The sequence below is a fragment of the Caballeronia sp. A2-2 genome (assembly GCF_057612605.2).
Genome location: NZ_CM172587.1, coordinates 1166123 through 1186871, shown reverse-complemented (window position 1 = coordinate 1186871; position 20749 = coordinate 1166123). Strand labels below are relative to the sequence as shown.

General features: G+C 63.0%; 15 protein-coding genes. 8 read left to right on the top strand and 7 right to left on the bottom strand.

Features of this window, described 5'->3' with window-relative positions; translation table 11 throughout:
- Positions 1-21: 21 nt before the first annotated feature.
- Positions 22-1707, bottom strand: a complete 1686-nt coding sequence (gene aspT / locus ACZCWR_RS05595) for an aspartate-alanine antiporter (RefSeq protein ID WP_487302725.1) — start codon at positions 1705-1707, stop codon at positions 22-24.
- A gap of 28 nt (positions 1708-1735) precedes the next feature.
- Complete coding sequence (gene aspT, locus ACZCWR_RS05590) at positions 1736-3418, bottom strand: aspartate-alanine antiporter (RefSeq protein ID WP_487302724.1); 1683 nt, start codon at positions 3416-3418, stop codon at positions 1736-1738.
- 502 nt (positions 3419-3920) lie between these two features.
- On the opposite strand from aspT (ACZCWR_RS05590), the gene ACZCWR_RS05585 reads away from it, so the two are divergent.
- Positions 3921-4931 carry a LysR family transcriptional regulator gene (locus tag ACZCWR_RS05585; RefSeq protein WP_487302723.1) on the top strand — a complete coding sequence of 337 codons (1011 nt, stop codon included), beginning with the start codon at positions 3921-3923 and terminating at the stop codon, positions 4929-4931.
- 69 nt (positions 4932-5000) lie between these two features.
- On the top strand, positions 5001-6020 hold the full coding sequence (locus tag ACZCWR_RS05580) for a 2-hydroxyacid dehydrogenase (RefSeq protein ID WP_487302722.1): 1020 nt from the start codon (positions 5001-5003) through the stop codon (positions 6018-6020).
- Between the two features lie 12 nt (positions 6021-6032).
- Here ACZCWR_RS05580 and ACZCWR_RS05575 read toward each other — a convergent pair whose 3' ends face one another.
- A complete protein-coding gene (locus tag ACZCWR_RS05575; RefSeq protein WP_487302721.1) occupies positions 6033-6533 on the bottom strand; it encodes a plasmid fertility inhibition factor family protein in 501 nt (166 codons plus the stop codon).
- A gap of 233 nt (positions 6534-6766) precedes the next feature.
- Here ACZCWR_RS05575 and ACZCWR_RS05570 point away from each other — a divergent pair, with 233 nt between their 5' ends.
- The 4 genes from ACZCWR_RS05570 to pdeM are packed head-to-tail and all read left to right on the top strand — an operon-like array spanning position 6767 to position 12726.
- A complete protein-coding gene (locus tag ACZCWR_RS05570) occupies positions 6767-7807 on the top strand; it encodes a ligase-associated DNA damage response exonuclease (protein ID WP_487302720.1) in 1041 nt (346 codons plus the stop codon).
- Positions 7804-9459: an ATP-dependent DNA ligase gene (locus ACZCWR_RS05565; protein ID WP_487302719.1), complete on the top strand. Its 1656-nt coding sequence runs from the start codon at positions 7804-7806 to the stop codon at positions 9457-9459. The genes ACZCWR_RS05570 and ACZCWR_RS05565 overlap by 4 nt, the downstream gene beginning before the upstream one ends.
- Positions 9456-12056 carry a ligase-associated DNA damage response DEXH box helicase gene (locus tag ACZCWR_RS05560; RefSeq protein WP_487302718.1) on the top strand — a complete coding sequence of 867 codons (2601 nt, stop codon included), beginning with the start codon at positions 9456-9458 and terminating at the stop codon, positions 12054-12056. The genes ACZCWR_RS05565 and ACZCWR_RS05560 overlap by 4 nt, the downstream gene beginning before the upstream one ends.
- A 7-nt stretch (positions 12057-12063) precedes the next feature.
- Positions 12064-12726 carry a ligase-associated DNA damage response endonuclease PdeM gene (gene pdeM / locus ACZCWR_RS05555; RefSeq protein ID WP_487302717.1) on the top strand — a complete coding sequence of 221 codons (663 nt, stop codon included), beginning with the start codon at positions 12064-12066 and terminating at the stop codon, positions 12724-12726.
- A 6-nt stretch (positions 12727-12732) separates the two neighbouring features.
- Here pdeM and ACZCWR_RS05550 read toward each other — a convergent pair whose 3' ends face one another.
- Positions 12733-13164, bottom strand: coding sequence for a hypothetical protein (locus ACZCWR_RS05550; RefSeq protein ID WP_487302716.1), 432 nt, complete (start codon positions 13162-13164; stop codon positions 12733-12735).
- Between the two features lie 325 nt (positions 13165-13489).
- Between ACZCWR_RS05550 and ACZCWR_RS05545 the strand changes: the two genes are divergently transcribed.
- Both ACZCWR_RS05545 and ACZCWR_RS05540 read left to right on the top strand, forming a co-directional pair.
- The gene (locus ACZCWR_RS05545) at positions 13490-14662 is read left to right on the top strand and encodes an MFS transporter (protein ID WP_487302715.1); all 1173 of its coding nucleotides are present in this window, start codon (positions 13490-13492) and stop codon (positions 14660-14662) included.
- A 21-nt stretch (positions 14663-14683) separates the two neighbouring features.
- Complete coding sequence (locus ACZCWR_RS05540; protein ID WP_487302714.1) at positions 14684-15844, top strand: MFS transporter; 1161 nt, start codon at positions 14684-14686, stop codon at positions 15842-15844.
- An 857-nt stretch (positions 15845-16701) separates the two neighbouring features.
- Here the strand turns inward: ACZCWR_RS05540 and ACZCWR_RS05535 are convergent.
- The 3 genes from ACZCWR_RS05535 to hmgA are packed head-to-tail and all read right to left on the bottom strand — an operon-like array spanning position 16702 to position 20683.
- Positions 16702-18054 carry an MFS transporter gene (locus ACZCWR_RS05535; RefSeq protein WP_487302713.1) on the bottom strand — a complete coding sequence of 451 codons (1353 nt, stop codon included), beginning with the start codon at positions 18052-18054 and terminating at the stop codon, positions 16702-16704.
- A 20-nt stretch (positions 18055-18074) separates the two neighbouring features.
- Complete coding sequence (fahA, locus tag ACZCWR_RS05530; RefSeq protein WP_487302712.1) at positions 18075-19361, bottom strand: fumarylacetoacetase; 1287 nt, start codon at positions 19359-19361, stop codon at positions 18075-18077.
- Positions 19358-20683: a homogentisate 1,2-dioxygenase gene (hmgA, locus tag ACZCWR_RS05525; RefSeq protein ID WP_487302711.1), complete on the bottom strand. Its 1326-nt coding sequence runs from the start codon at positions 20681-20683 to the stop codon at positions 19358-19360. The genes fahA and hmgA overlap by 4 nt, the downstream gene beginning before the upstream one ends.
- Positions 20684-20749 lie beyond the last annotated feature (66 nt).

The window sequence follows — 20749 nt, the reverse complement described above, 5'->3', positions numbered from 1 at the left end:
CCGCACACACCGCGATGCCCGCTATACGAGCCCGACAACCAGCGGCCCGAGCAGCGTCAACAGGACATTGGCGAGCGCATAGGTCACCGCAAACGCGGCAGTCGGAACCGCGCTTTCCGCACGATCGAGCACACCGCCGAACGCAGGATTCGCACTCCGCGACCCGGACAGCGCACCGGCAAACAATGCGGCGTTGTCATACCGCAGGACGTAGCGGCCAAAGAGCATCGTCAGGAGCAAGGGAAACAGCGTCACGAACACGCCGAGCAGAAAGAGCGTCACGCCGTGCTCCTTTACGGTCACCACCGCCTGCAAGCCCGAATTCAACCCGACCACCGCAACGAACGCAGCCAGCCCGAAGTCCTTCAACCATTGCGACGCGGCAGGCGGCATGACGCCATACATCGGATGCTTGCCGCGCATCCAGCCGAACACGAGGCCCGCGAGCAAACATCCGCCGCCCGAGCCGAGCGTGATCGGAATGCCGCCCACATGCACGACGATCAAGCCCATCAACAACCCGATCACGATGCCCACGCCCATGTAAATGAAATCGGTCTTGTTGGTGTACGGCAGCTCGTAACCTGCTGCATCGACGGCGCGTTTCGTATCTTGCGGCGAGCCGTAGAACGTGAGGACATCGCCATGTTCGAGACTCGTCTCGGGCAACACGGGCAATGCGCGGCCGCCGCGCGAAATCGCTTCGAGATACACGCCATGCCGCATGTCGCGATCCACAGTGGCGCGCACCGCCGCGATGGTCGTGTGATTCATGCCGCGCTTGGTGAACACGCCCTGCCGCCGCTGCATGACGATGCCCAGGCCGTTCACATCCGTGACTTCGTCGCCGATCTGCGTGGCCATGCGGGCCATCGCCTCGCGCCGTCCGACGACGAGCACGGTATCGCCCGTTTCCAGCGCGACGTCCTGACCCGGTTCGAGCGCGTGCCCGCCGCGCCGAATGCGCTCGACGGTAATCATGTCGCCTTCGCCGCTTTCGATCTCGGCCACCGTGCTGCCCTCGCCGCTCGTCACGCGATACGCGCGCCCGACGAGCGACGGCAGCACCGCGCGCTGTCCCGGACTCGGCCCCGCCGCTGCGCCCGCGAGCGACTTCTCCGCTTCGATGGACGCCTCCTTCAAGCCCTGTTTCATGAACTTCGGCAGGATGTTCACGCACACGACAATCGCGCCGAGCGAGCCGAACACATACGTCACCGCATAAGCAATGGCGACATCCGCCTGCAACGACGCAATCTGATCGGCCGGCAACGGAAGCCGCGCGATGGCGTCTCCCGCCGTGCCGATGATCGACGATTGCGTGAGCGCACCGCCCGCCAGCCCCGCCGCAAGTCCGCGATTCAAGCCGAAAATCTTCGCGCACGCGAGCACGGTGACGAGCGCCGTCACCGCGAGAAACACGGCCAGCGTGATTTCGCGCAACGTCTTGCGTGTGAGCGAATTGAAGAACTGCGGGCCGGAGTCGTAACCGACCGCGTAGATGAACACGGCGAACATCACGGCTTTCACGTTGTTGTCGATCTGCACGCCGACCTGGCTCACGATCACCGCCGCGATCAAGGACCCGCCGACGCCGCCCAACTGAAACCGCCCGAAGTTGATCTGCCCGATCAGATAGCCCGCCGCCAGCGACAGAAAAAGCGCCGCTTCGGGCGTGTTTGAAAAGACCGCGTGGAGCCAGTCCATTGCGTCTCCGTGTTTATCTTTGCGTGCTTCAGTTCATGCGCCCGACCAGCCCGACCACCAGCGGCCCGAGCAAGGGCAACAAGACGTTCGATATCGCATACGTGATCGTGTAGCCGATGACGGGCGTCGCATTGCCCGTCACGCCGGACAGCGCGCTGATGGCGGGCGTGCTGCACTGCTGGCCGGCGATCGCGCCGAGCAGCATCGGCACTTCGAGTTTGAGCAGCACGCGTCCGATGAACAACGACGCCAGCGCAGGCCCCAGCGTGATGACGATGCCCGCCACCGGCAGCGCCACGCCGTACTCGCGAATCAGCCGCAACGCATCCGCGCCCGCCGACAAGCCCACCGCCGCGATGAACGTGCACAGCCCGAAGTCCTTGACGATCTGCGCCGCCGCCGAGGGCAGCGAGCCGATCACCGGATAACGCGAGCGCGCCCAGCCGAACAGCAGGCCCGCGAGCAGACATCCGCCGCCGGTGCCGAGCGTGAGATCGATGCCGCCCACGCGCGCCGACAGCCGCCCCAACGCGATGCCTACGAGCACGCCCAGGCCGAGATAAACGAAATCGGTTTTCTGCGTCGCGCGGATCAGATAACCGAGGCGCGACGCGCCGCGCGCGACATCCTCCTTGTTGCCGACGAGCGTCAGCACATCGCCGCGTTGCAGGGTCGTGCCGGGCAGCGCGGGCACCGTGCTGTCCAGTCGCGTGACGGCCGCGACGTAGATGCCGCGTCCTTCCGCAGGCGTCGCGCGGGCGCGTGCCTGCGCGAGCGTGAGGCCGTGCAATTCGCGGCGCGTCAGCATGACATCGGCGGTTTCGACGTAGACATCCGACACGCCGCCGTTGAACACTTCCTCCCCGATCTCGGCGATGGCCGGAACCAGCGCTTCCCGCCGTCCGCCCACTACGATCCTGTCGCCCGCCTTGAGCACGACCGTCGGCTGCGGCTTGATGACGGAACGGTCGCGCAGCACGCGCTGCACGGTAATCGCGTTGCCGAAGCGCCCTTCCAGCTCACCGATGCTCCTGCCCGCCGCCTCCGTCACCCTGAACTCACGTCCGGCAAGCGGTGAGATCGCAAGAGACTGGCCTTCCGACATCGCGCCATCGCCACCGAGTTTGTGCCAGACGCGTTCGGCTTCATCGCGCAGATTCACGCGCAGGATGAGCGGCGCGAACTGGCTGCAAAACAGCACGATGGTGACGAGCCCGAACAGATAGCTCACGCTGTACGCCGTGACGATGTTCGCCTGCATCCGCGCGGTCTCGGCGGCGGACAGTCCCAGCCTTCCGATTGCTTCGGATGCCGTACCGATCACGGCGGACTCCGTGGCCCCGCCCGCGAGCAATCCGGCGGCGGTGCCCGGATCGAGCTTCATGAACCAGGTCGATGCCAGCACCAGCGCGACCACGCTGACGACTTCCACGACCGAGAGCGCGCCATAACGCCAGCCGCGCCCGATATTGGCGAAGAACTGCGGACCACCCGTGAACCCGAGCGCGAAGATGAAAAGCGCAAACGCGATGTTCTTGAGGTCGGGCGAAATGCGCGCGCCGCTTTGTCCCAGAACCAGCGCGACGATCAACGTGCCGCACACGCCGCCGAGTTGAACCGGGCCGAGTTTGAACGAGCCGATGAAAAAGCCGATCGCCAGACTTGCAAATAGCGCGATTTCCGGTTGCTTCGCGAGTAGATGCCAGAGCATTGCGCGTTCGTCTCCGATATTCGAGCGAAAAATCGTTATACCCAGCTAAATGCAGCACGAATTAATCTTCGGGTGAGATCTTTAAAATTTTCATTCGATTTACGAGCATTAATGAAACATTACGGAACCGAAACCACCAAAAAACAATGTCATTTTGGAGTTGCAATAATGTTTTTAAGCATAATCAGCAAGACGAATCGATTTTCCATTGGTGATTGCGCGCGTATTGCGAGAGCGAAAGCCCTAGCCGATCAAAATTGTTCATTGCAGTTTTTATTCTCCAATTTCGCCTCTAACTACATTTTTTTACTAAAAAAACGTTTAACGAAACACTTAATGCAGGTGAGTCTTTTTCGGCCTGCTGAGAATATTTTGATTCTGATATTGCAATATGGATGCGCTGTCAATATTATCCGCTACACAAGCTTTTCAAAAAGTGGACACATCCCCTTATCACGGATCGCGTCCGTCACAAGTGGCACAAAACCGAGAGGGCATCAAGATGAACCAAATCCATGCCATGCGCGTCTTCGTGCGTGTAGCAGATACGGAGAGTTTTCGCCGCGCCGCTCAGCAACTCGACGTCTCCAATGCGCTGGTCACCCGGGCAATTGCCATGCTCGAAGCACATTTGAGAACCCGCCTCATCAACCGCACCACGCGCAATCTGTCTCTGACCGAAGCCGGCACGCGCTATCTGGAAGGCTGCCGCGCCTTGCTGGAAGAACTGGATCATCTCGAATCGGCTGTTACTCATACCGAGGGCGAACCAAGCGGCACTTTGAGGGTGGTAGCGTCCAGCGCCCTTTCATTGCTCACACTCACGCCTTTGATAGACGGCTTCCGTCAGTTATATCCAAAAGTCAATGTGCGGCTCACGCTCGCGGAACGGCACGTCGATCTCGTCGAGGATGGTTATGACGTGGGCATCGTCACGGCGTTCATGGTGACGAGCACGGCGCTGGTCGAGCGGCCCATCGGGCAGAACGCGTTCGTGCCGGTCGCCACGCCCGCGTTTATCGCCGAGCACGGCATGCCTGCATCGCCCTCGGATCTTCAGACCATGCCCGCCGTGGCATTGCCTAATGAAATCCGCAGTTCCACCTGGCATTTCAGGCACAAGAACGGTTCGTCCGAGCAAGTGGCCGTGACGCCGGTGTATTCGGTCAACAGCGCGCTGATGGTCAGGCTCGCCACGCTGCGCGACATGGGTTTTTCCGTGCTGCCGGAAGGGATCGTCGCCGAGGATGTGAAGAACGGCACGCTGTTGCGCTTGCTGCCGGAATACGCCATCGACGATCCCGAGATGAAGGTGTCGATCGTCTATCCGGGACGTCAATATCTGCCGGCCAAGACGCGCTTCTTTATCGACTATGCTCTTGAAAAGCTGACGCAGGAAGTGAACGCGGGCGTCGCCCGGCCCGACGAGATCTTCCGGCAAACGCAGCCGAGCTTCGCGGCGGTCAAGCCCGAAGCAGTGGCTTCGGTAGCCGCAGTGGCCACGCATCACTGAGCCCGCGTGCGCGCCTGAACGGATGGCCGGCACGCGTCACGCATTCTTCGACCGGACCGGCCAGCCATCATGACCGCACCGCAAGCTCATCGTCTGATTCTGTTCAGCGCGCGTCAGTACGATATCGATACCTTCGCTCAGGCTAACGAAGCATTCGGCATCCATCTGGATTTTCAGGAAGCGCATCTGGACGCGCAAACGGCCATTCTCGCGCAGGGCTTTCCGGCCGTTTGCCCTTTCGTCAATGATTCCGTGGATGCCGCCGTGCTGGAAAAACTCCATGCGGGCGGCACACGCTGTATTGCGCTTCGTTCGGCGGGTTTCAATCACGTGGATTTGCATGCGGCGAAGCGCCTCGGCATGACGGTCACGCGTGTGCCCGCTTATTCGCCTTATGCGGTCGCGGAGCATGCCGTTGGCATGATTCTCACGCTCAATCGCCGGTTGCATCGCGCGGTGGCGCGCACGCGCGAAGGCGATTTCTCGCTCAACGGGCTGCTCGGCTTCGACCTGCATGGCAAGACCGTGGGCGTGATCGGCACGGGCATCATCGGGCGCGTGTTCGGGAACATCATGGCGGGCTTCGGCATGAACTTGCTGTGCCACGATCCCGGCAAACCCGCCGACGATCTGCTCGCGCACGGCGCGCGTTATGTCAGCGTGGACGAACTGCTCGCGAACTCGGACATCGTTTCATTGCATTGCCCGCTGTTGCCATCCACCTATCATTTGATCGATGAAAACGCCCTCGCCCGCATGAAGCGCGGCGCCATGCTCATCAACACCGGGCGCGGCGGTCTGGTGGACAGCAACGCATTGGCTGGCGCGCTCAAGAGCGGTCAGCTCGGCAATCTCGGGCTGGATGTGTACGAAGAAGAAGGCGGCCTGTTCTTCGAGGATCACTCGGACCATTTGCTTCAGGACGATGTGCTCGCGCGACTGCTGACGTTTCCGAATGTCATCATCACGGCGCATCAGGCGTTCTTCACGCGCGAGGCCATGGTCGAGATCGCCACGACCACGCTCGGCAACATGAAGGCATGGGCCGACGGCGCGCCCCGCAATCTCGTGGACGCGCCGCAGAACTAATCATCGTGCGTTTTACGTTTCGCCGTATTCGGGCGCGACGTTGGCATCCGGCGCGGCGCACATTTCGCGAAGCAATTCCGCCTCGCGCTCATGCACTTCCACCGGCATGCACAACGCGCCCGCATTCGCCATGTAGCGCGCCCGATGCTGCCCGTTGCGAAACGCCACCACGCCTTCCCGATGCACGCGCAATAAACCCAACAGCCCCGGCGGACGCCGCACGCTGATGGTCACATAAGGCATTTCCGGCACGCGCGGATTATCCGGGTCGAGAAACTCGCGGATGCCGCGTACCTTGCCCGCATGCCAGTCATTGACGGCTTTGAGCACGTAATCGGTATCGTCACGGTCCGCGCAGACGAGCAGCTTGCGTACATCGACCAGCACGACCTGATGTCGCGAACCCACCCCGTGAAAGACCCGCTTGAGCCGCACGAAATCGTATTGTGGATGGCTCTGCAGCCGGACGATCCAGACCGCTTCGGCGGCGGTCGGCGCAACCATCGTATCCATGTTCGGCTTCGCAAAAAAAGACTGCGGCGCGCGCGCCCCGTGCGCGCGTGTCCCGCAAGACATCGGTCTTGAGCGGACGCTCGGGCCAATTAAACTTTTACACCCTAGCCGCCATTCATGAAAGAGCCGTGACGGGCACGTCGCGTGCTTTTGTTGTCTGAAACGAACACTCCGACAACGCTCATCCGACCGTGCTTCTTCAGGTGCCTCCCGGGTGGCGACATCAACGATACGTGGACAACTCCTCCGACCTCATCGTCGCGCGTCCCGAAGGGCTTTACTGTCCGCCGGGCCACTTTTATATCGATCCGTGGCGTCCCGTCGAACGCGCGGTCATCACGCATGCGCACGCGGATCACGCGCGCTTCGGCCATGCACGCTATCTGTGCGCGGAACCGGGACGCGGCGTGTTGCTCTCGCGCTTGCCGGGGATCGATGTGCAAGGGCTGGCGTATGGCGAAGTCATCGAGGTGAACGGGGTGCGGGTGTCGCTGCATCCTGCCGGGCATGTGCTCGGGTCCGCGCAAGTGCGGGTCGAGCATGGTGGACGCGTGTGGGTGGCGTCCGGCGATTACAAGGTCGAACCCGATTCGACCTGCGCGCCCTTCGAACCCGTGCGCTGCGATACGTTCATCACGGAATCCACCTTCGGTCTGCCGATTTATCGCTGGGACCCGTCGCAAGTCGTGTTCGATGGAATCGATTCCTGGTGGCGGCATAACGCGAGTCAGGGCCGCGCGTCGGTGCTGTTCTGCTATTCGTTCGGCAAGGCGCAGCGTGTGCTGGCGGGCATCGATGCGGGCATCGGTCCGATCTTCTGTCATGGCGCGGTGGAACCGCTGAATCGCGCGTACGTGCAGGCCGGTGTTTCGCTGCCGCCGACGCGGCCCGTCAGCGAGATCGCCGCGAAGGACAAGGCCGCGTTCAAGGGCGCGCTGATCGTCGCGCCGCCGTCCGCGCAAGGCAGCACATGGATGCGTCGCTTCGGCGATTACAGCGACGCCTTCGCCTCGGGCTGGATGCGTCTGCGCGGCACGCGCCGCCGCAAGGGCGTGGACCGTGGCTTCGTGCTGTCGGATCACGCCGACTGGCCGGGGCTGCAACTGGCGATCGGCGCGACGCAGGCCGAACGCGTGATCGTCACGCATGGTCAGATCGAACCGATGGTCCGCTGGCTCACCGAGCAAGGTCTCGAAGCGGGCGCATTCACCACCGAATACGGCGATGACGCCATCGAAGCCGATGCCGCTGAAACCCAGGGCACGTCATCATGAGACGCTTCGCCGCGCTCTACACCGCGCTCGACGCCACGACATCGACGAATGAAAAGCTCGAAGCGCTGATCGCGTACTTCCGCAGCGCCGAGGCCGAAGACGCCGCGTGGGCCTCGTATTTTCTGGCGGGCGGCAAGCCGCGCCAGTCGGTGCCGACGCGCCTCATGATCGAATTCGCACGTGAGCGGGCCGGCTTGCCCGAATGGCTTTTCGAGGAGTCGTATCAGGCGGTCGGCGATCTTGCCGAAACCATCGCGCATGTGTTGCCGCCTGCATCGCGCGAATCGGAACTCGGGCTGGCGCAATGGATCGAGGAACGCGTGCTGACATTGCGCGGCGCGAGCCCCGTCGAGTTGCGCGAACGGCTGCTCGGCTACTGGGACGAACTCAACTGGGGCGAGCGCTTTCTGCTCACCAAACTGATCGGCGGCGGCTTTCGCGTGGGCGTCGCGCGGCAGCTCGTGGTGCGCGCGCTGGCGGAGGTGGCGGGCGTGGATCATAAACGCATCGCGCAGCGGATGGTGGGATGGACCGACTCGCGGGAAAATCCGGGCGCGGCGCGGTATCTGCGGCTGATTGCGCCGCAAGCCGAAGGCGAGAACATCGACACGCCGCATGAAAGCGATCTCGGCCTGCCCTATCCGTTCTTTCTCGCGCATCCGTTGCAGATCGATCCGGAAACGCTCGGGCCTGTTTCGAACTGGATCGTCGAATGGAAGTGGGATGGCATTCGCGCGCAACTCGTCAAGCGTGCGGGCCGCGTGTGGATCTGGTCGCGCGGTGAAGATCTCGTCACCGAACGCTTTCCCGAACTCGCGGCGCTCGGCGCAGCCTTGCCGGATGGCACCGTGATCGACGGCGAAATTCTCGCGTGGGAACCGGGCGCGAGCGCGCCGCTACCGTTCGCGCGGCTGCAACCGCGCATCACACGGAAATCGCTGACGAAGAAAGTGCTCGCCGATTCGCCCGCCGCGCTGCTCGCCTACGATCTGCTCGAAGCGGATGGCCGCGACTTGCGCACCGAGCCTCTGCATGCGCGCCGCGAACGGCTGGATGCGCTGGCGTCCTCGCTTGCGGTGGATGTGCTGCGTGTGTCGCCGGTCGTGATGGCATCCGACTGGACCACGCTCGCGACCTTGCGCGACGAAAGCCGCGCGCGCGGCGTCGAAGGCTTCATGGTCAAGGAACGCGAATCGATGTACGGCGTCGGCCGCACGAAAGCGTCCGGCACCTGGTGGAAATGGAAGATCGATCCGTATTCCATCGATGCCGTGCTGCTCTACGCCCAACGCGGCCACGGCCGACGCGCCAGCCTCTACACCGACTTCACCTTCGCCGTGTGGGACGAAGCGGACGGCGTGCGCACGCTCGTGCCCTTCGCCAAGGCGTATTCCGGCCTCACCGACGAAGAAATGCGCAAGGTGGACGCCATCGTGCGCAAGACGACCATCGAGAAGTTCGGGCCGGTGCGCAGCGTCGCGCCGTCGCTCGTGTTCGAGATCGGCTTCGAGGGCATTCAGGCGAGTCCGCGTCATAAATCGGGCATCGCGGTGCGCTTTCCGCGTATGTTGCGCTGGCGCACGGATAAGGCCATCGAAGATGCCGACACGCTCGGCATGCTCAAGGGCTTTCTCGACGAGGCAATGGCATGAGCGAGGACGAACCGATCGTAGAGAAACGCCGTTCGCCGCGCCCGCGTCGCGTGCCGCGTACCCGCGCCGCGCAAGCGAAGCTCGATGCCGCCAGCGCCGATGCCTTCAAACCCGCGCCCTTCGCCTTCGATGAAACCGAAGCCGCGAAGCCCATGCAAGACCGCATCGAACGATGGTTCGACGAACGCGGCTGGCAGCCGTTTCCGTTTCAGCGCGAAGTGTGGCGCGAAGTCGAACGCGGCGCGAGCGGCCTGCTGCATGCCACAACGGGCGCGGGCAAGACATGGGCAATCTGGCTCGGCGCGCTCGCCGCCTACGCAAACGGCAAGCCGTCTTCCAAGAGCTTGCCCGCGCCGCTCACCGTGCTCTGGATCACGCCGATGCGCGCGCTCGCCGCCGACACCGCACGCGCGTTGCAAACCGCCTTGACCGCGCTCTCCGTTCCGTGGACAGTAGGCTTGCGCACGGGCGACACGTCATCGACGGAACGCTCGCGGCAGAGCCGGCGCATGCCCTCGGCGCTCGTCACCACGCCCGAAAGCCTCACGCTGATGCTCACGCGCGCCAACGCCGACGAAGAACTGAAGCACGTGCGGCTCGTCGTCGTGGACGAATGGCACGAGTTGCTCGGCAACAAGCGCGGCACGCAGACGCAATTGGCGATCGCGCGGCTGGCGCGCTGGCGGCCCGAATTGCAGATTTGGGGCTTGTCCGCGACGCTCGGCAACCTCGCGCTCGCGCACGATGCGCTGCTGCATCCCGTGAAAACGCCGCGCGTGGTCGTTCAGGGCGCGCAGCCCAAGACGCTCGTCGTCGATACGCTGATTCCTGACACCATCGAACGCTTTCCGTGGGGCGGGCATCTCGGCGTGCGCCAGGTCGGTCCCGTTGCCGATGAAGTCGAACACGCGCAAAGCTCGCTCGTCTTTACCAACACGCGTTCGCAGGCGGAAATCTGGTATCGCGCGCTGCTGGAACTGAAGCCGGAATGGGCGGGGCTGATCGCGCTGCATCATGGATCTCTGGATAAGGAAGTGCGTGACTGGGTTGAACTCGGGTTGAAGAACGGGCAACTGAAGGCGGTGGTCTGCACGTCGAGTCTCGATCTGGGCGTCGATTTTCTGCCGGTGGATCGCGTGTTTCAGATCGGTTCGCCCAAGGGCGTCGCACGCTTGATGCAGCGCGCCGGACGCTCGGGCCACGCGCCGGGACGCGTGTCGCGCGTGACCATCGTGCCGACGCACGCGCTGGAACTGGTCGAAGCGGCGGCGGCGCGCTGGGCCATCGGCGAGCGTCGCATCGAAGGGCGCGACATGCCGCTCAAACCGCTCGACGTGTTGGTGCAGCATCTCGTGACGGTGGCCATCGGCGGCGGATTCGCGCCTGAAGACATGCTGGACGAAGTGCGCACCGCCTACGCATACCGCGATCTCACGCAGGCCGAGTTCGACTGGGCGCTGACTTTCGTCGAGCGCGGCGGCACGTCGCTGTCGGCGTATCCGGACTATCACCGCGTGGTGCGTGGCGATGACGGCATATATCGCGTGCCGCGCGAAGATCTGGTGCGGCGGCATCGGAACAATGTCGGCACCATCGTCGCCAATGCGACCATCAGCGTGGCGTATATGACGGGCGGACGCATCGGCGCGATGGAGGAATCGTTCATCTCGCGCCTGAAACCCGGCGATGTCTTCACCTTCGGCGGACGCGCGCTCGAACTCGTGCGCGTGCGCGACATGACCGCCTACGTGAAACGCGCGACCTCCTCACGCGGCGCGATGCCGCAATGGGCCGGCAGCAAGATGCCGCTCTCCTCCGAACTGTCGGACGCCGCGCTGGTGATGCTCGCGCGCGCCAACGACGGCATCTACGACGAGCCGGAAATGCGCGCCGTCCGTCCGCTGCTGGATTTGCAGGCGAAGTGGTCTGCGTTGCCGGGTCCGGGCGTGCTCGTTGTGGAATCGGTGCGTTCGCGCGAAGGGCATCATTTCTTCTGCTATCCGTTCGCGGGACGCATGGCGCATATCGGGCTGGGCTCGCTGATCGGCTGGCGCGTGGCGCGCGATCAACCCAGCACCTTCTCCATTTCGATGAACGATTACGGCTTCGAATTGCTGTCCGCGCGTCCCTTCGATTGGGAGACGCTCATCGCGGAAGGGCTGTTTTCGCCGGAGAATCTGGAACACGACATTCTCGCGAGCCTCAACGCGTCCGAACTTTCGGTGCGGCGCTTTCGGGAAATCGCGCGCGTGTCGGGGCTGATTTATCAGGGGCATCCCGGTCAGCAGAAAAGCGCGCGGCAATTGCAGGCATCGAGCGGGCTGTTTTATGAAGTGTTCCGCAAGCACGACAGCGGCAATTTGCTGCTCGCTCAGGCCGATCAGGAAGTGATGTTGCAGGAACTCGAACTCGGGCGGATTCGCGCGGCGCTGGAACGCATGAGCGAAAGCCGCCTCGCGCTCACGCATCCGAAAAAGCCGACGCCGTTCGCGTTCCCTTTGATCATCGCGCGGCTGCGGGAGAAAGTGAGCACGGAGAAGCTCGCGGACCGCGTCGAGCGCATGCTGGCCGATCTGGAAAAGGCGGCGCAAATTTAGGAGGTGTATGGCAGTCGAAGCTCTGACCGTCGATGTGAATGGCCACGCGCTGATGCTCTCCGCCGGGCGCGCGGCGTTCGATCCGCTGCTCAAGACACTTTTTATCGCCGATGCGCACTTCGGCAAGGACGCCGTGTTTCGTGCGCGCGGCATTCCGGTGCCCGTCGGCACGACCGGCGAGAGTCTCGTTCGGCTCGATGCCTTAGTCGCGGCGCATCGGCCGGAGTCGGTCGTGTTTCTCGGCGATCTGCTGCACGCGCGGGAATCCCATGCTGAAGAAACGTTGCGCGCGCTGCGTGAATGGCGCGAGCGGCATCGTGCTTTGCAGCTTGTTTTGGTCGAAGGCAATCACGACCGGCATGCGGGCGCGTTGCCCGCTTCGTTTGGCATCGAACTGGTGAAGGAACCGTTCAGGCTCGGGCCGTGGGCGCTTTGTCATCATCCGCAGTTGGTGGACGATGGTTACGCGCTCGCAGGACACGAACATCCGGTATATCGGCTAAGAACGCGACTCGACAGCGTGCGCCTGCCCTGCTTTCGCTTCGGTCCACGCGCGGGCGTGCTGCCCGCGTTCGGCGCGTTCACCGGCGGCTTCGAAGTCAACGACGATGTGCGCGGCGAAGCAATCTATGTCTGCGCAGACGAACGCGTATTCGGCGTGCGTGCCTGATCGCGTTCAGTGATAAACGTTCGTCGACGATTGCAGCTTCGTCAGCACGCCGCGCTCGAAGCGATACCAGCCGAGCGAGCCTTGCATCACCACTTCGTCGCCTTGCCAGAAAACGCGTTTGATCGTCATGCGCTTGTTCGTGCGTGAGACTGTCGGCGGTTTGCGTCGCAGATCGAAAAGAATCGGGCCGGTGTCGGTTTGAACGAGCGTGCGGGACAGCGTGCCGTTCGCGTTTGCTTCGTCATCGAAATGAACGAGCGTGTTGGCATCGAAACGGTCGAGCGGTTGATTGTCGAACATCACCACGAAATCGCGGTCGTCGCGCACGAATTGCAGCGTGCCTGCGGGCGTGCGAAACGGCCCGGCGTCGGTGCTCTGCGCGTGCGCGTTGATGGCGAAAAAAGCCGTGACGAGCGCGGCGAGAAGAAGGCGTTTCATCGAAATCATTTTTAAGTCCGAACGGCGATGCGGCAATTTTCCAACACTTCGGGCGGCAATTGCCTGACGGATATTAAGCAAAGAAACATCGCGCGGGACGCTTTGATCGAAATCAAATTCAAGTGCGATGCTCGTGGCCGCAAAACTCCTGCGTATCCGCGCGATTCAAAAAAATAACTCCGCGCGATCAGGATGGACGAGATCAGGGTTTATACCAGCATCGAAATTACATTTAGGTAAAATCCGATATTCGTAATCCGCTTAAGCGCCCGCGCACTCGTCCCGAGGACGCGCCTTTTGCGTGACATCCCGCGCGCCTTCCGCCATGCCTCTACCGCTTCTTGCACTTGCCATCGCCGCGTTCGGCATCGGCACGACCGAATTCGTCATCATGGGCCTGTTGCCGAACGTCGCGCGCGATCTCGGCGTGACCATTCCGGCGGCGGGCATGCTCGTGTCGGGCTATGCGCTGGGCGTGACCATCGGCGCGCCGATTCTCGCCGTCGTCACCTCAAAAATGCCACGCAAGAAAGCGTTGATGGGGCTGATCGCCGTGTTCATCGTCGGCAATACGCTGTGTGCGCTGGCGCCGAATTACTGGGTGCTGATGGGCGCGCGCATCGTCACGGCGTTCTGTCATGGCGCGTTTTTCGGCATCGGCTCGGTGGTGGCGGCGGACCTCGTCGCGCCGAATCGCCGCGCGCAGGCCATCGCGCTCATGTTCACCGGACTCACGCTTGCCAACGTGCTCGGCGTGCCGCTCGGCACCGCGCTCGGACAGGCGGCGGGCTGGCGCGCGACCTTCTGGGTCGTCACGCTGATCGGTTTGCTCGCGGCGGGCGCGCTGCAGGTGTGTTTGCCCAGGCATATCGAGATGCGAGAGACCAGCATCCTGCGTGAATTCGATGTGCTGAAGAACCCGCAAGTGTTGATGGTGCTGGGCATCAGCGTGCTGGCATCGGCGAGTCTGTTTTCGGTGTTCACCTACATCACGCCGATTCTGGAAGATGTCACGGGACTTTCGCCGCATGCCGTCACTTACGTGCTGCTGTTGTTCGGCCTCGGGCTGACGGTGGGCAGCACGCTCGGCGGCAAGCTCGCGGACTGGAAGCTGCTGCGTTCGCTGCTCACGTTCCTGCTGTCGATCGTCGTGATCCTCACGATTTTCGCGGGCACCATGCACGAGCCGGTTTCGGCGATGATCACCATTTTCCTGTGGGGCGTGCTGGCGTTCGCCATCGTGCCGCCGCTGCAAATCCTGATCGTGAATCGCGCCAGCGATGCGCCGAACCTCGCCTCGACGCTGAATCAAGGCGCGTTCAATCTCGGCAACGCGACGGGCGCATGGCTCGGCGGATGCGTCATCAGCGCGGGTGCGCCGCTCACTTCGCTGCCGTGGGTGGGCATCGCGATGGCGGGTTGCTCGTTCGCGCTCACGCTGGTTTCCGCGACGCTCGACAAGCGCGCGCGGCGCGTGGCGATCGGACAGGCCGCCTGAGCTTTTTTCGCGGATGGCCGGATGAAGGGCGTTTTCACGCGCGATTTCTTCGCGTTGATTCTGAGCGTGGCGGTCGTCGGACTGGGGCTCGGCGCGACGCTGCCACTTACCGCGCTCGCATTGACGCAGGCCGGGCATGGCAGCGATGTGGTGGGTTTCATGACGGCGATGCAGGCGGGCGGCGGGCTGGTCATCGCGCCGTTTGCCAGCCGCATCGCGGCGCGGTTCGGCGCGCGCGAGACGATTGCGGGCACGGTGGTCGTCGCGGCTTTCGCAACCATCGCCATGCAGTTTTCCGGCGAGCTTTGGCTGTGGGCGGTGCTGCGTTTGTTGTGCGGCGCGGCGCTCATGCTGCTGTTCACCATCGGCGAGGCGTGGGTCACGCAACTTGCCGACGATTCCACGCGCGGGCGCGTCGTCGCCATTTACGCGACCAACTTCACGTTGTTTCAGATGGCCGGGCCGGTGCTGGTGAGCGTGATCGGCGACTGGCCGTCGATGCGTTTCGCCCTCTGCGGCGCGGTCTTTTTGCTGGCGCTGCCTGCGTTGGCATCGATTCGTCTCTCCCCCCACGCTTTAGATGCCGATGAAGACGACCACGGCGACTGGCGGCAAGTGCTGCCGCGCATGCCTGCGCTCGTGATCGGCACGGGCTTCTTCGCGCTTTTCGATACGCTCGCCCTTTCGCTGATGCCGCTTTTCGCGATGTCGCATGGCGTGTCGGCGAACGTGGGCGTGCTGTTCGCGTCCGCCATCCTGCTCGGCGATACGACGATGCAGTTTCCCATCGGCTGGCTGGCGGATCATCTCGGGCGCGGGAAGGTGCATGCGGGCGCGGGGGTCGTCGTGGTGATGCTGTTGCCTTTGTTGCCTTGGGCGGTGGGGCATCCTTGGGTGTGCTGGCCGCTGCTGTTCGTGCTTGGCGCTGCGGCGGGGAGTGTTTATACGCTGTCGATCGTGGCTTGCGGGGCGCGGTTTCGTGGGGCGGCGTTGGTTTCGGCTACGGCGATTGTGGGGGCTTCGTGGAGTGTGGCGAGTTTTGGTGGGCCGATTGTGGCGGGGGCGTTGATGCGGAGTGTGGGCGCGGATGCGTTGGTGGGCGTGTTGATGGTGGGGGCGGTGGGGTTTTTGGGGGCGGTTTTGTGGGAGCGAGGTAGCGGGGGCCGGATTTCCGGCGATTAGATGTATTAGCTGGGGCTTGACCTGTCGGGTTACATGTCTATGCAAGGGGCTGCTGTTGTTTGGGCTTTTATTGCAGTAGCCGCCTCCCCGGCGGGGGGGTAACTTTCTTTGCTGCTGCAAAGAAAGTCACCAAAGAAAGCAGCTTTTTACCCCATGCTCGATGGCTGGAGAGGGTTGGTCTGGATTAACCGATGCAGTGGCCGCAATAGGACCTTCCACGCATAACGAGCCGCTTGGGCAACCTAGCGATTTCGCGCTCGAATATTTAAGTCTAAGTGGACCGCATTCATTCAATCGGCCATGCGCTACGCGCGCCGAGAACTTTAGAACGGAATCCCGCAGCCTATAAGCGCCCAGCCACATCACGCTTCCCCGCAAGATTGCTATTCGGTCCTACCTTGGTTAGTGCTCCGACTAAAAGGTGAATTGCATAGGTGTGCGAGCTCTGCCCGGGAGCGCTTACCAAGGTTGGGCCCAATGGGAGAGGTGCGATGCGGTGTGATGTGGCTGGGCGCTGATACGCTGCGGGATTCCGTTCTAAGGTTCTCGGCGCGCGCAGCGCATGGCCGAATGAATGACTGCGGTCCACTAAGACTTAAGGATTCGAGCGCGAAATCGCCAGGTTGCCTATGCGCGTTGCAAGACGAGGGAAGTCCTATTGCGGCCACTGCATCGTTAATCCAGACCAACACCTTCCAGCCATCGTGCATGGGGTAAAAAGCTGCTTTCTTTGGTGACTTTCTTTGCAGCAGCAAAGAAAGTTACCCCCCCGCCGGGGAGGCGGCTACTGCAATAAAAGCACAAACAAAAGAAGCCCCTTCCACGACACGAAGACAACAATTCGTGCTCCATAAAAATCAATGGTCGGTTAAACCAACCCTAACCACCCCACCCCTCCCCCTCCGAACCACCGCCAACACCCCCACCAACACCGCCGAACACAACACCGGCACCGCCGCCGCATGAAATAACTCCACATTCCCCCACCCCAACGCGATCATCTGCCCGCCAACAAGCGGCCCTATCACCGATCCCACGCGCCCGATCCCCAGACTCCAGCCGATGCCTGTCGAACGCAGCGTCGTCGGATAGTAATGTCCCGCGAGTGCATTCACCGCAGGCTGCCCGCCCACAATACAGAACCCCGCTGCAAACACCGCGACGAACAGCCAAACCTGCACATGCGCAACGCCACCGATCATCCCGACGCACACCGCGCCCACGCCAAAGCAAACCAGCAGCACCCGCACAAACCCAAAGCGCTCGATGAACCACCCAAGCAGCAACGTCCCAACCACGCCGCCAGTCTGCAACAGCGTGCCGACGAGCACCGCCATCCCCGATGAATAACCGGCATCGCGCATCACGGTCGGCAGCCAGTTCGACAGGAAGTACAGGTCGATGAGGTTCATGAAGCTGATCGCCCAGAGAATCAGCGTGACCGGGCCGCGGCCTGCGCGGAACAACTCCGCCACCGGCGCGCCGCCACCCGCTTTCTCCCGCACCACGAGACGCGTCGAGGCATCAAGAGCAAGCGAAGGATCGAACTTAGCAAGCCACGTCCGCGCCCGCGATTCATGCCCCTTCAGCACCAGAAATTGCAGCGATTCCGGCAGCGCGACGATCATCGCCACCGCGAGCAGCAACGGCACCGCGCCGCCGATCCAGAACACCGAGCGCCAGCCGAGCGCGGGAATCAGCGCGGCGCTCAGGAAACCGCCGAGTGCCGCGCCGAGTGTGAAGCCGCAGGAAACGAGCATCATCCGCTTGACGCGATGTTGGGTGCTCGAAAACTCGCCGACCAGCGCCATCGCGTTCGGCATGATGCAGCCCAAGCCAAGCCCGGTGACGAAGCGCAGCGTCGTGAGCACGGGCAGGCTGTGCGTGAACGCGGTGGCGATCATCGTCACGCCGAAGAACAGCGTCGCGCCGATCAACACCGGCCTGCGCCCGATGCGGTCCGCCAGCACCGACAAGCCGAGCGCGCCGAGCAGCATGCCGAACAAACTCGCGCTGAACACCGGCCCGAGCGCGGACTTGGGCACGCCCCAATCGGCGATGACGGCGGGCGCGACATAGCCCATCGCCTGTGCGTCGAAACCATCGATCACGAGGCACAGCCCGCACAGTGCGAGCAGCATGAAATGGAAAGCAGGCCGATGCGCTTCGCCCAGCACGCGTTCGACATCGAGGGTCGTCTCACTCGTCATGTCCGTTCTCTTTTTTACGTTTAATCTCGTGCCGCGAGAATGCGGCCGGAACACGCGCCGAAACCGACGCGATAGCCCTCGCCCTGACACCATCCGGTGATGGTGATTGCATCGCCATCCTGAAGAAACGCGCGCTCGCCGCCTTCCTTCAATTGCACGGGCCGCTGGCCGTTCCAGGTGCGTTCGAGCAGGCTGCCGCAGGAATCCGCCGTCGCGCCGCTGATCGTGCCGGAACCCATCAGATCGCCCACGCGCGTGTTGCAGCCCGATACCGTGTGATGCGCAAGCTGCTGCGCCATCGACCAGTACATGAGCCGGAAGTTGGTGTGTGCGATGGTCGTCGGCTCACGCGCGCCTTCGGGACGCAGAGTGACTTGCAGATCGATATCGAACGCGTGATCGCCTTCGTGACGCAGATACGCAAGCGGTTGCGGCTCCTGCGAAGGCGTCGCGGTGCGGAACGGTTCGAGCGCATCGAGCGTGACGATCCACGGCGAGATGGTCGTCGCGAAACCCTTCGAATTGAACGGCCCGAGCGGCACGTATTCCCACTGCTGAATATCGCGCGCGCTCCAGTCGTTGAGCAGCACCATGCCGAAGATATGCGACTCGGCGTCTTCACACGCAATCGGTTCGCCCAGCGCATTGCCGCGTCCGATGATGAAGCCCGTCTCCAGTTCGATATCCAGCTTGCGGCACGCGCCGAACACGGGCCGCTCGCTATCGGGCAACTTGATCTGCCCCGAAGGCCGACGCACCGGCGTGCCGCTCACCACGACCGACGACGCGCGTCCGTTATAGCCGATCGGCATCTCGGACCAGTTCGGCAGCAGCGCGTTCTTCGGATCGCGAAACATCGAACCGACGTTCGTTGCGTGTTCCTTCGACGAATAGAAATCCGTGTAGCCCGGAATCTCGACCGGCAGATGCAGCGTCGCGTTCGCGCGTGGCACGAGCGCGCGGCGGCGCAAGGCGGCATCGTCGCGCAACGTGGCGTTGTCCTTCGACAGCAGCCGCGAAAGCGCGATGCGCACCGCGCGCCACGTCTCGCGTCCCAGCGCGATGAAGTCGTTCAGACGCGGCGCGGCGAAGGTGCCGTGCGCATCGAGCAGACCCGCGCTTTCGAGCGCCGCGAGATCCACGATCCATTCGCCGATGGCCACGCCCGCGCGCGGCGACGCGTTCACGGCATCGCTGAAAATGCCGAACGGCAGGTTCTGGATCGGGAAGTCGCTGGCGGGATCGTTGGCGGAATCGATCCAGCTTTTGAGCGCGGGCGCGAGGGTGGCCTTGAGCGCGTCGTTCATCGTTGCTCCGGGTTGAAGTGTTTGGTGAGCCCTTGCCAGCATTCGTAGTAATGCGCCTGCAATTGCGCGGTTTCGAGCGCGAACTGCGTCGGCTTGATGAGCGTGCGCGTTTCGAACATGAAGGCCATCGTGTCGCCGACTTTCGCGGGCTTCGTCGTGTCGCCGTGCGATGCCTTCTCGAAGGTGCCTGCATCCGGTCCGTGTCCCGACATGCAGTTGTGCAGGCTCGCGCCGCCCGGCACGAAGCCTTCGGCCTTGGCGTCATACGCGCCATGCACGAGGCCCATGAACTCGCTCGCCACATTGCGATGAAACCACGGCGGCCGAAACGTGTCCTCGGCGGCGAGCCAGCGCGGCGGAAAAATCACGAAGTCGATGGAATCGACGCCCGGCGTATCGCTCGGCGACTGAAGCACGAGAAAGATCGATGGATCGGGATGATCGAAGCTGATCGAGCCGATGGTGTTGAAGTGGCGCAGATCGTACTTGTACGGCGCGTAGTTGCCGTGCCACGCGACGACATCGAGCGGCGAATGGCCGATATCCGCGCGCCACAACGCGCCGTTCATCTTGGCGACGAGTTCGAACGCGCCTTCGCGGTCTTCGTACGCGGCGTGCGGCGTGAGGAAGTCGCGCGGATTGGCGAGCCCGTTCGAACCGATCGGACCGAGATCGGGCAGTTGCAGCAGCGCGCCGAAGTTTTCGCAGATGTAGCCGCGTGCTTCGTCATCCGGCAGCGTGACGGTGAAGCGCACGCCGCGCGGAATGACCGCGATCTCGAATGGCGCGATGTCGAGCTTGCCGAATTCAGTGGCAATCGCAAGGCGTCCGTGTTGCGGGACGATCAGCAGTTCGCCGTCGGCGCTGTAGAAGAAGCGCTCGCGCATCGGACGGTTCGCGGCATAGAGATGGATCGCGCAGCCGGTCATGGATTCGGCGGCGCCGTTGCCGGCCATCGTCACCCAGCCATCGATGAAATCAGTCGGCGCGGCGGGCATGGGCAGCGGGTCCCAGCGCAATTGATTGGGCGGCGTGGGCGGGACATCGGCGAAATTCGCGACGATTCGTGCTTCAGGAAGTCGCGTGAAAGGCATGTGAACCGCGGCGGGCCGAATGCGATAGAGCCACGAACGCCGGTTGTGCGCGCGCGGCGCGGTGAACGCGGTGCCGGAAAGCTGCTCGGTGTAGAGCCCGTAAGCCGCGCGCTGCGGCGAGTTGCGGCCGATCGGCAACGCGCCGGGCAGCGCTTCGCTGGCGAAATCGTTGGCGAAGCCGGATTGATAGTGCCGGCTGGCATCGGTATGCGTTTCGAAGGGGGACATGGCTGAGATCCGTGGCATCGACTTTTACGGATAGTAAAACGAATTACGTTTAGTGAAATAGCTCGT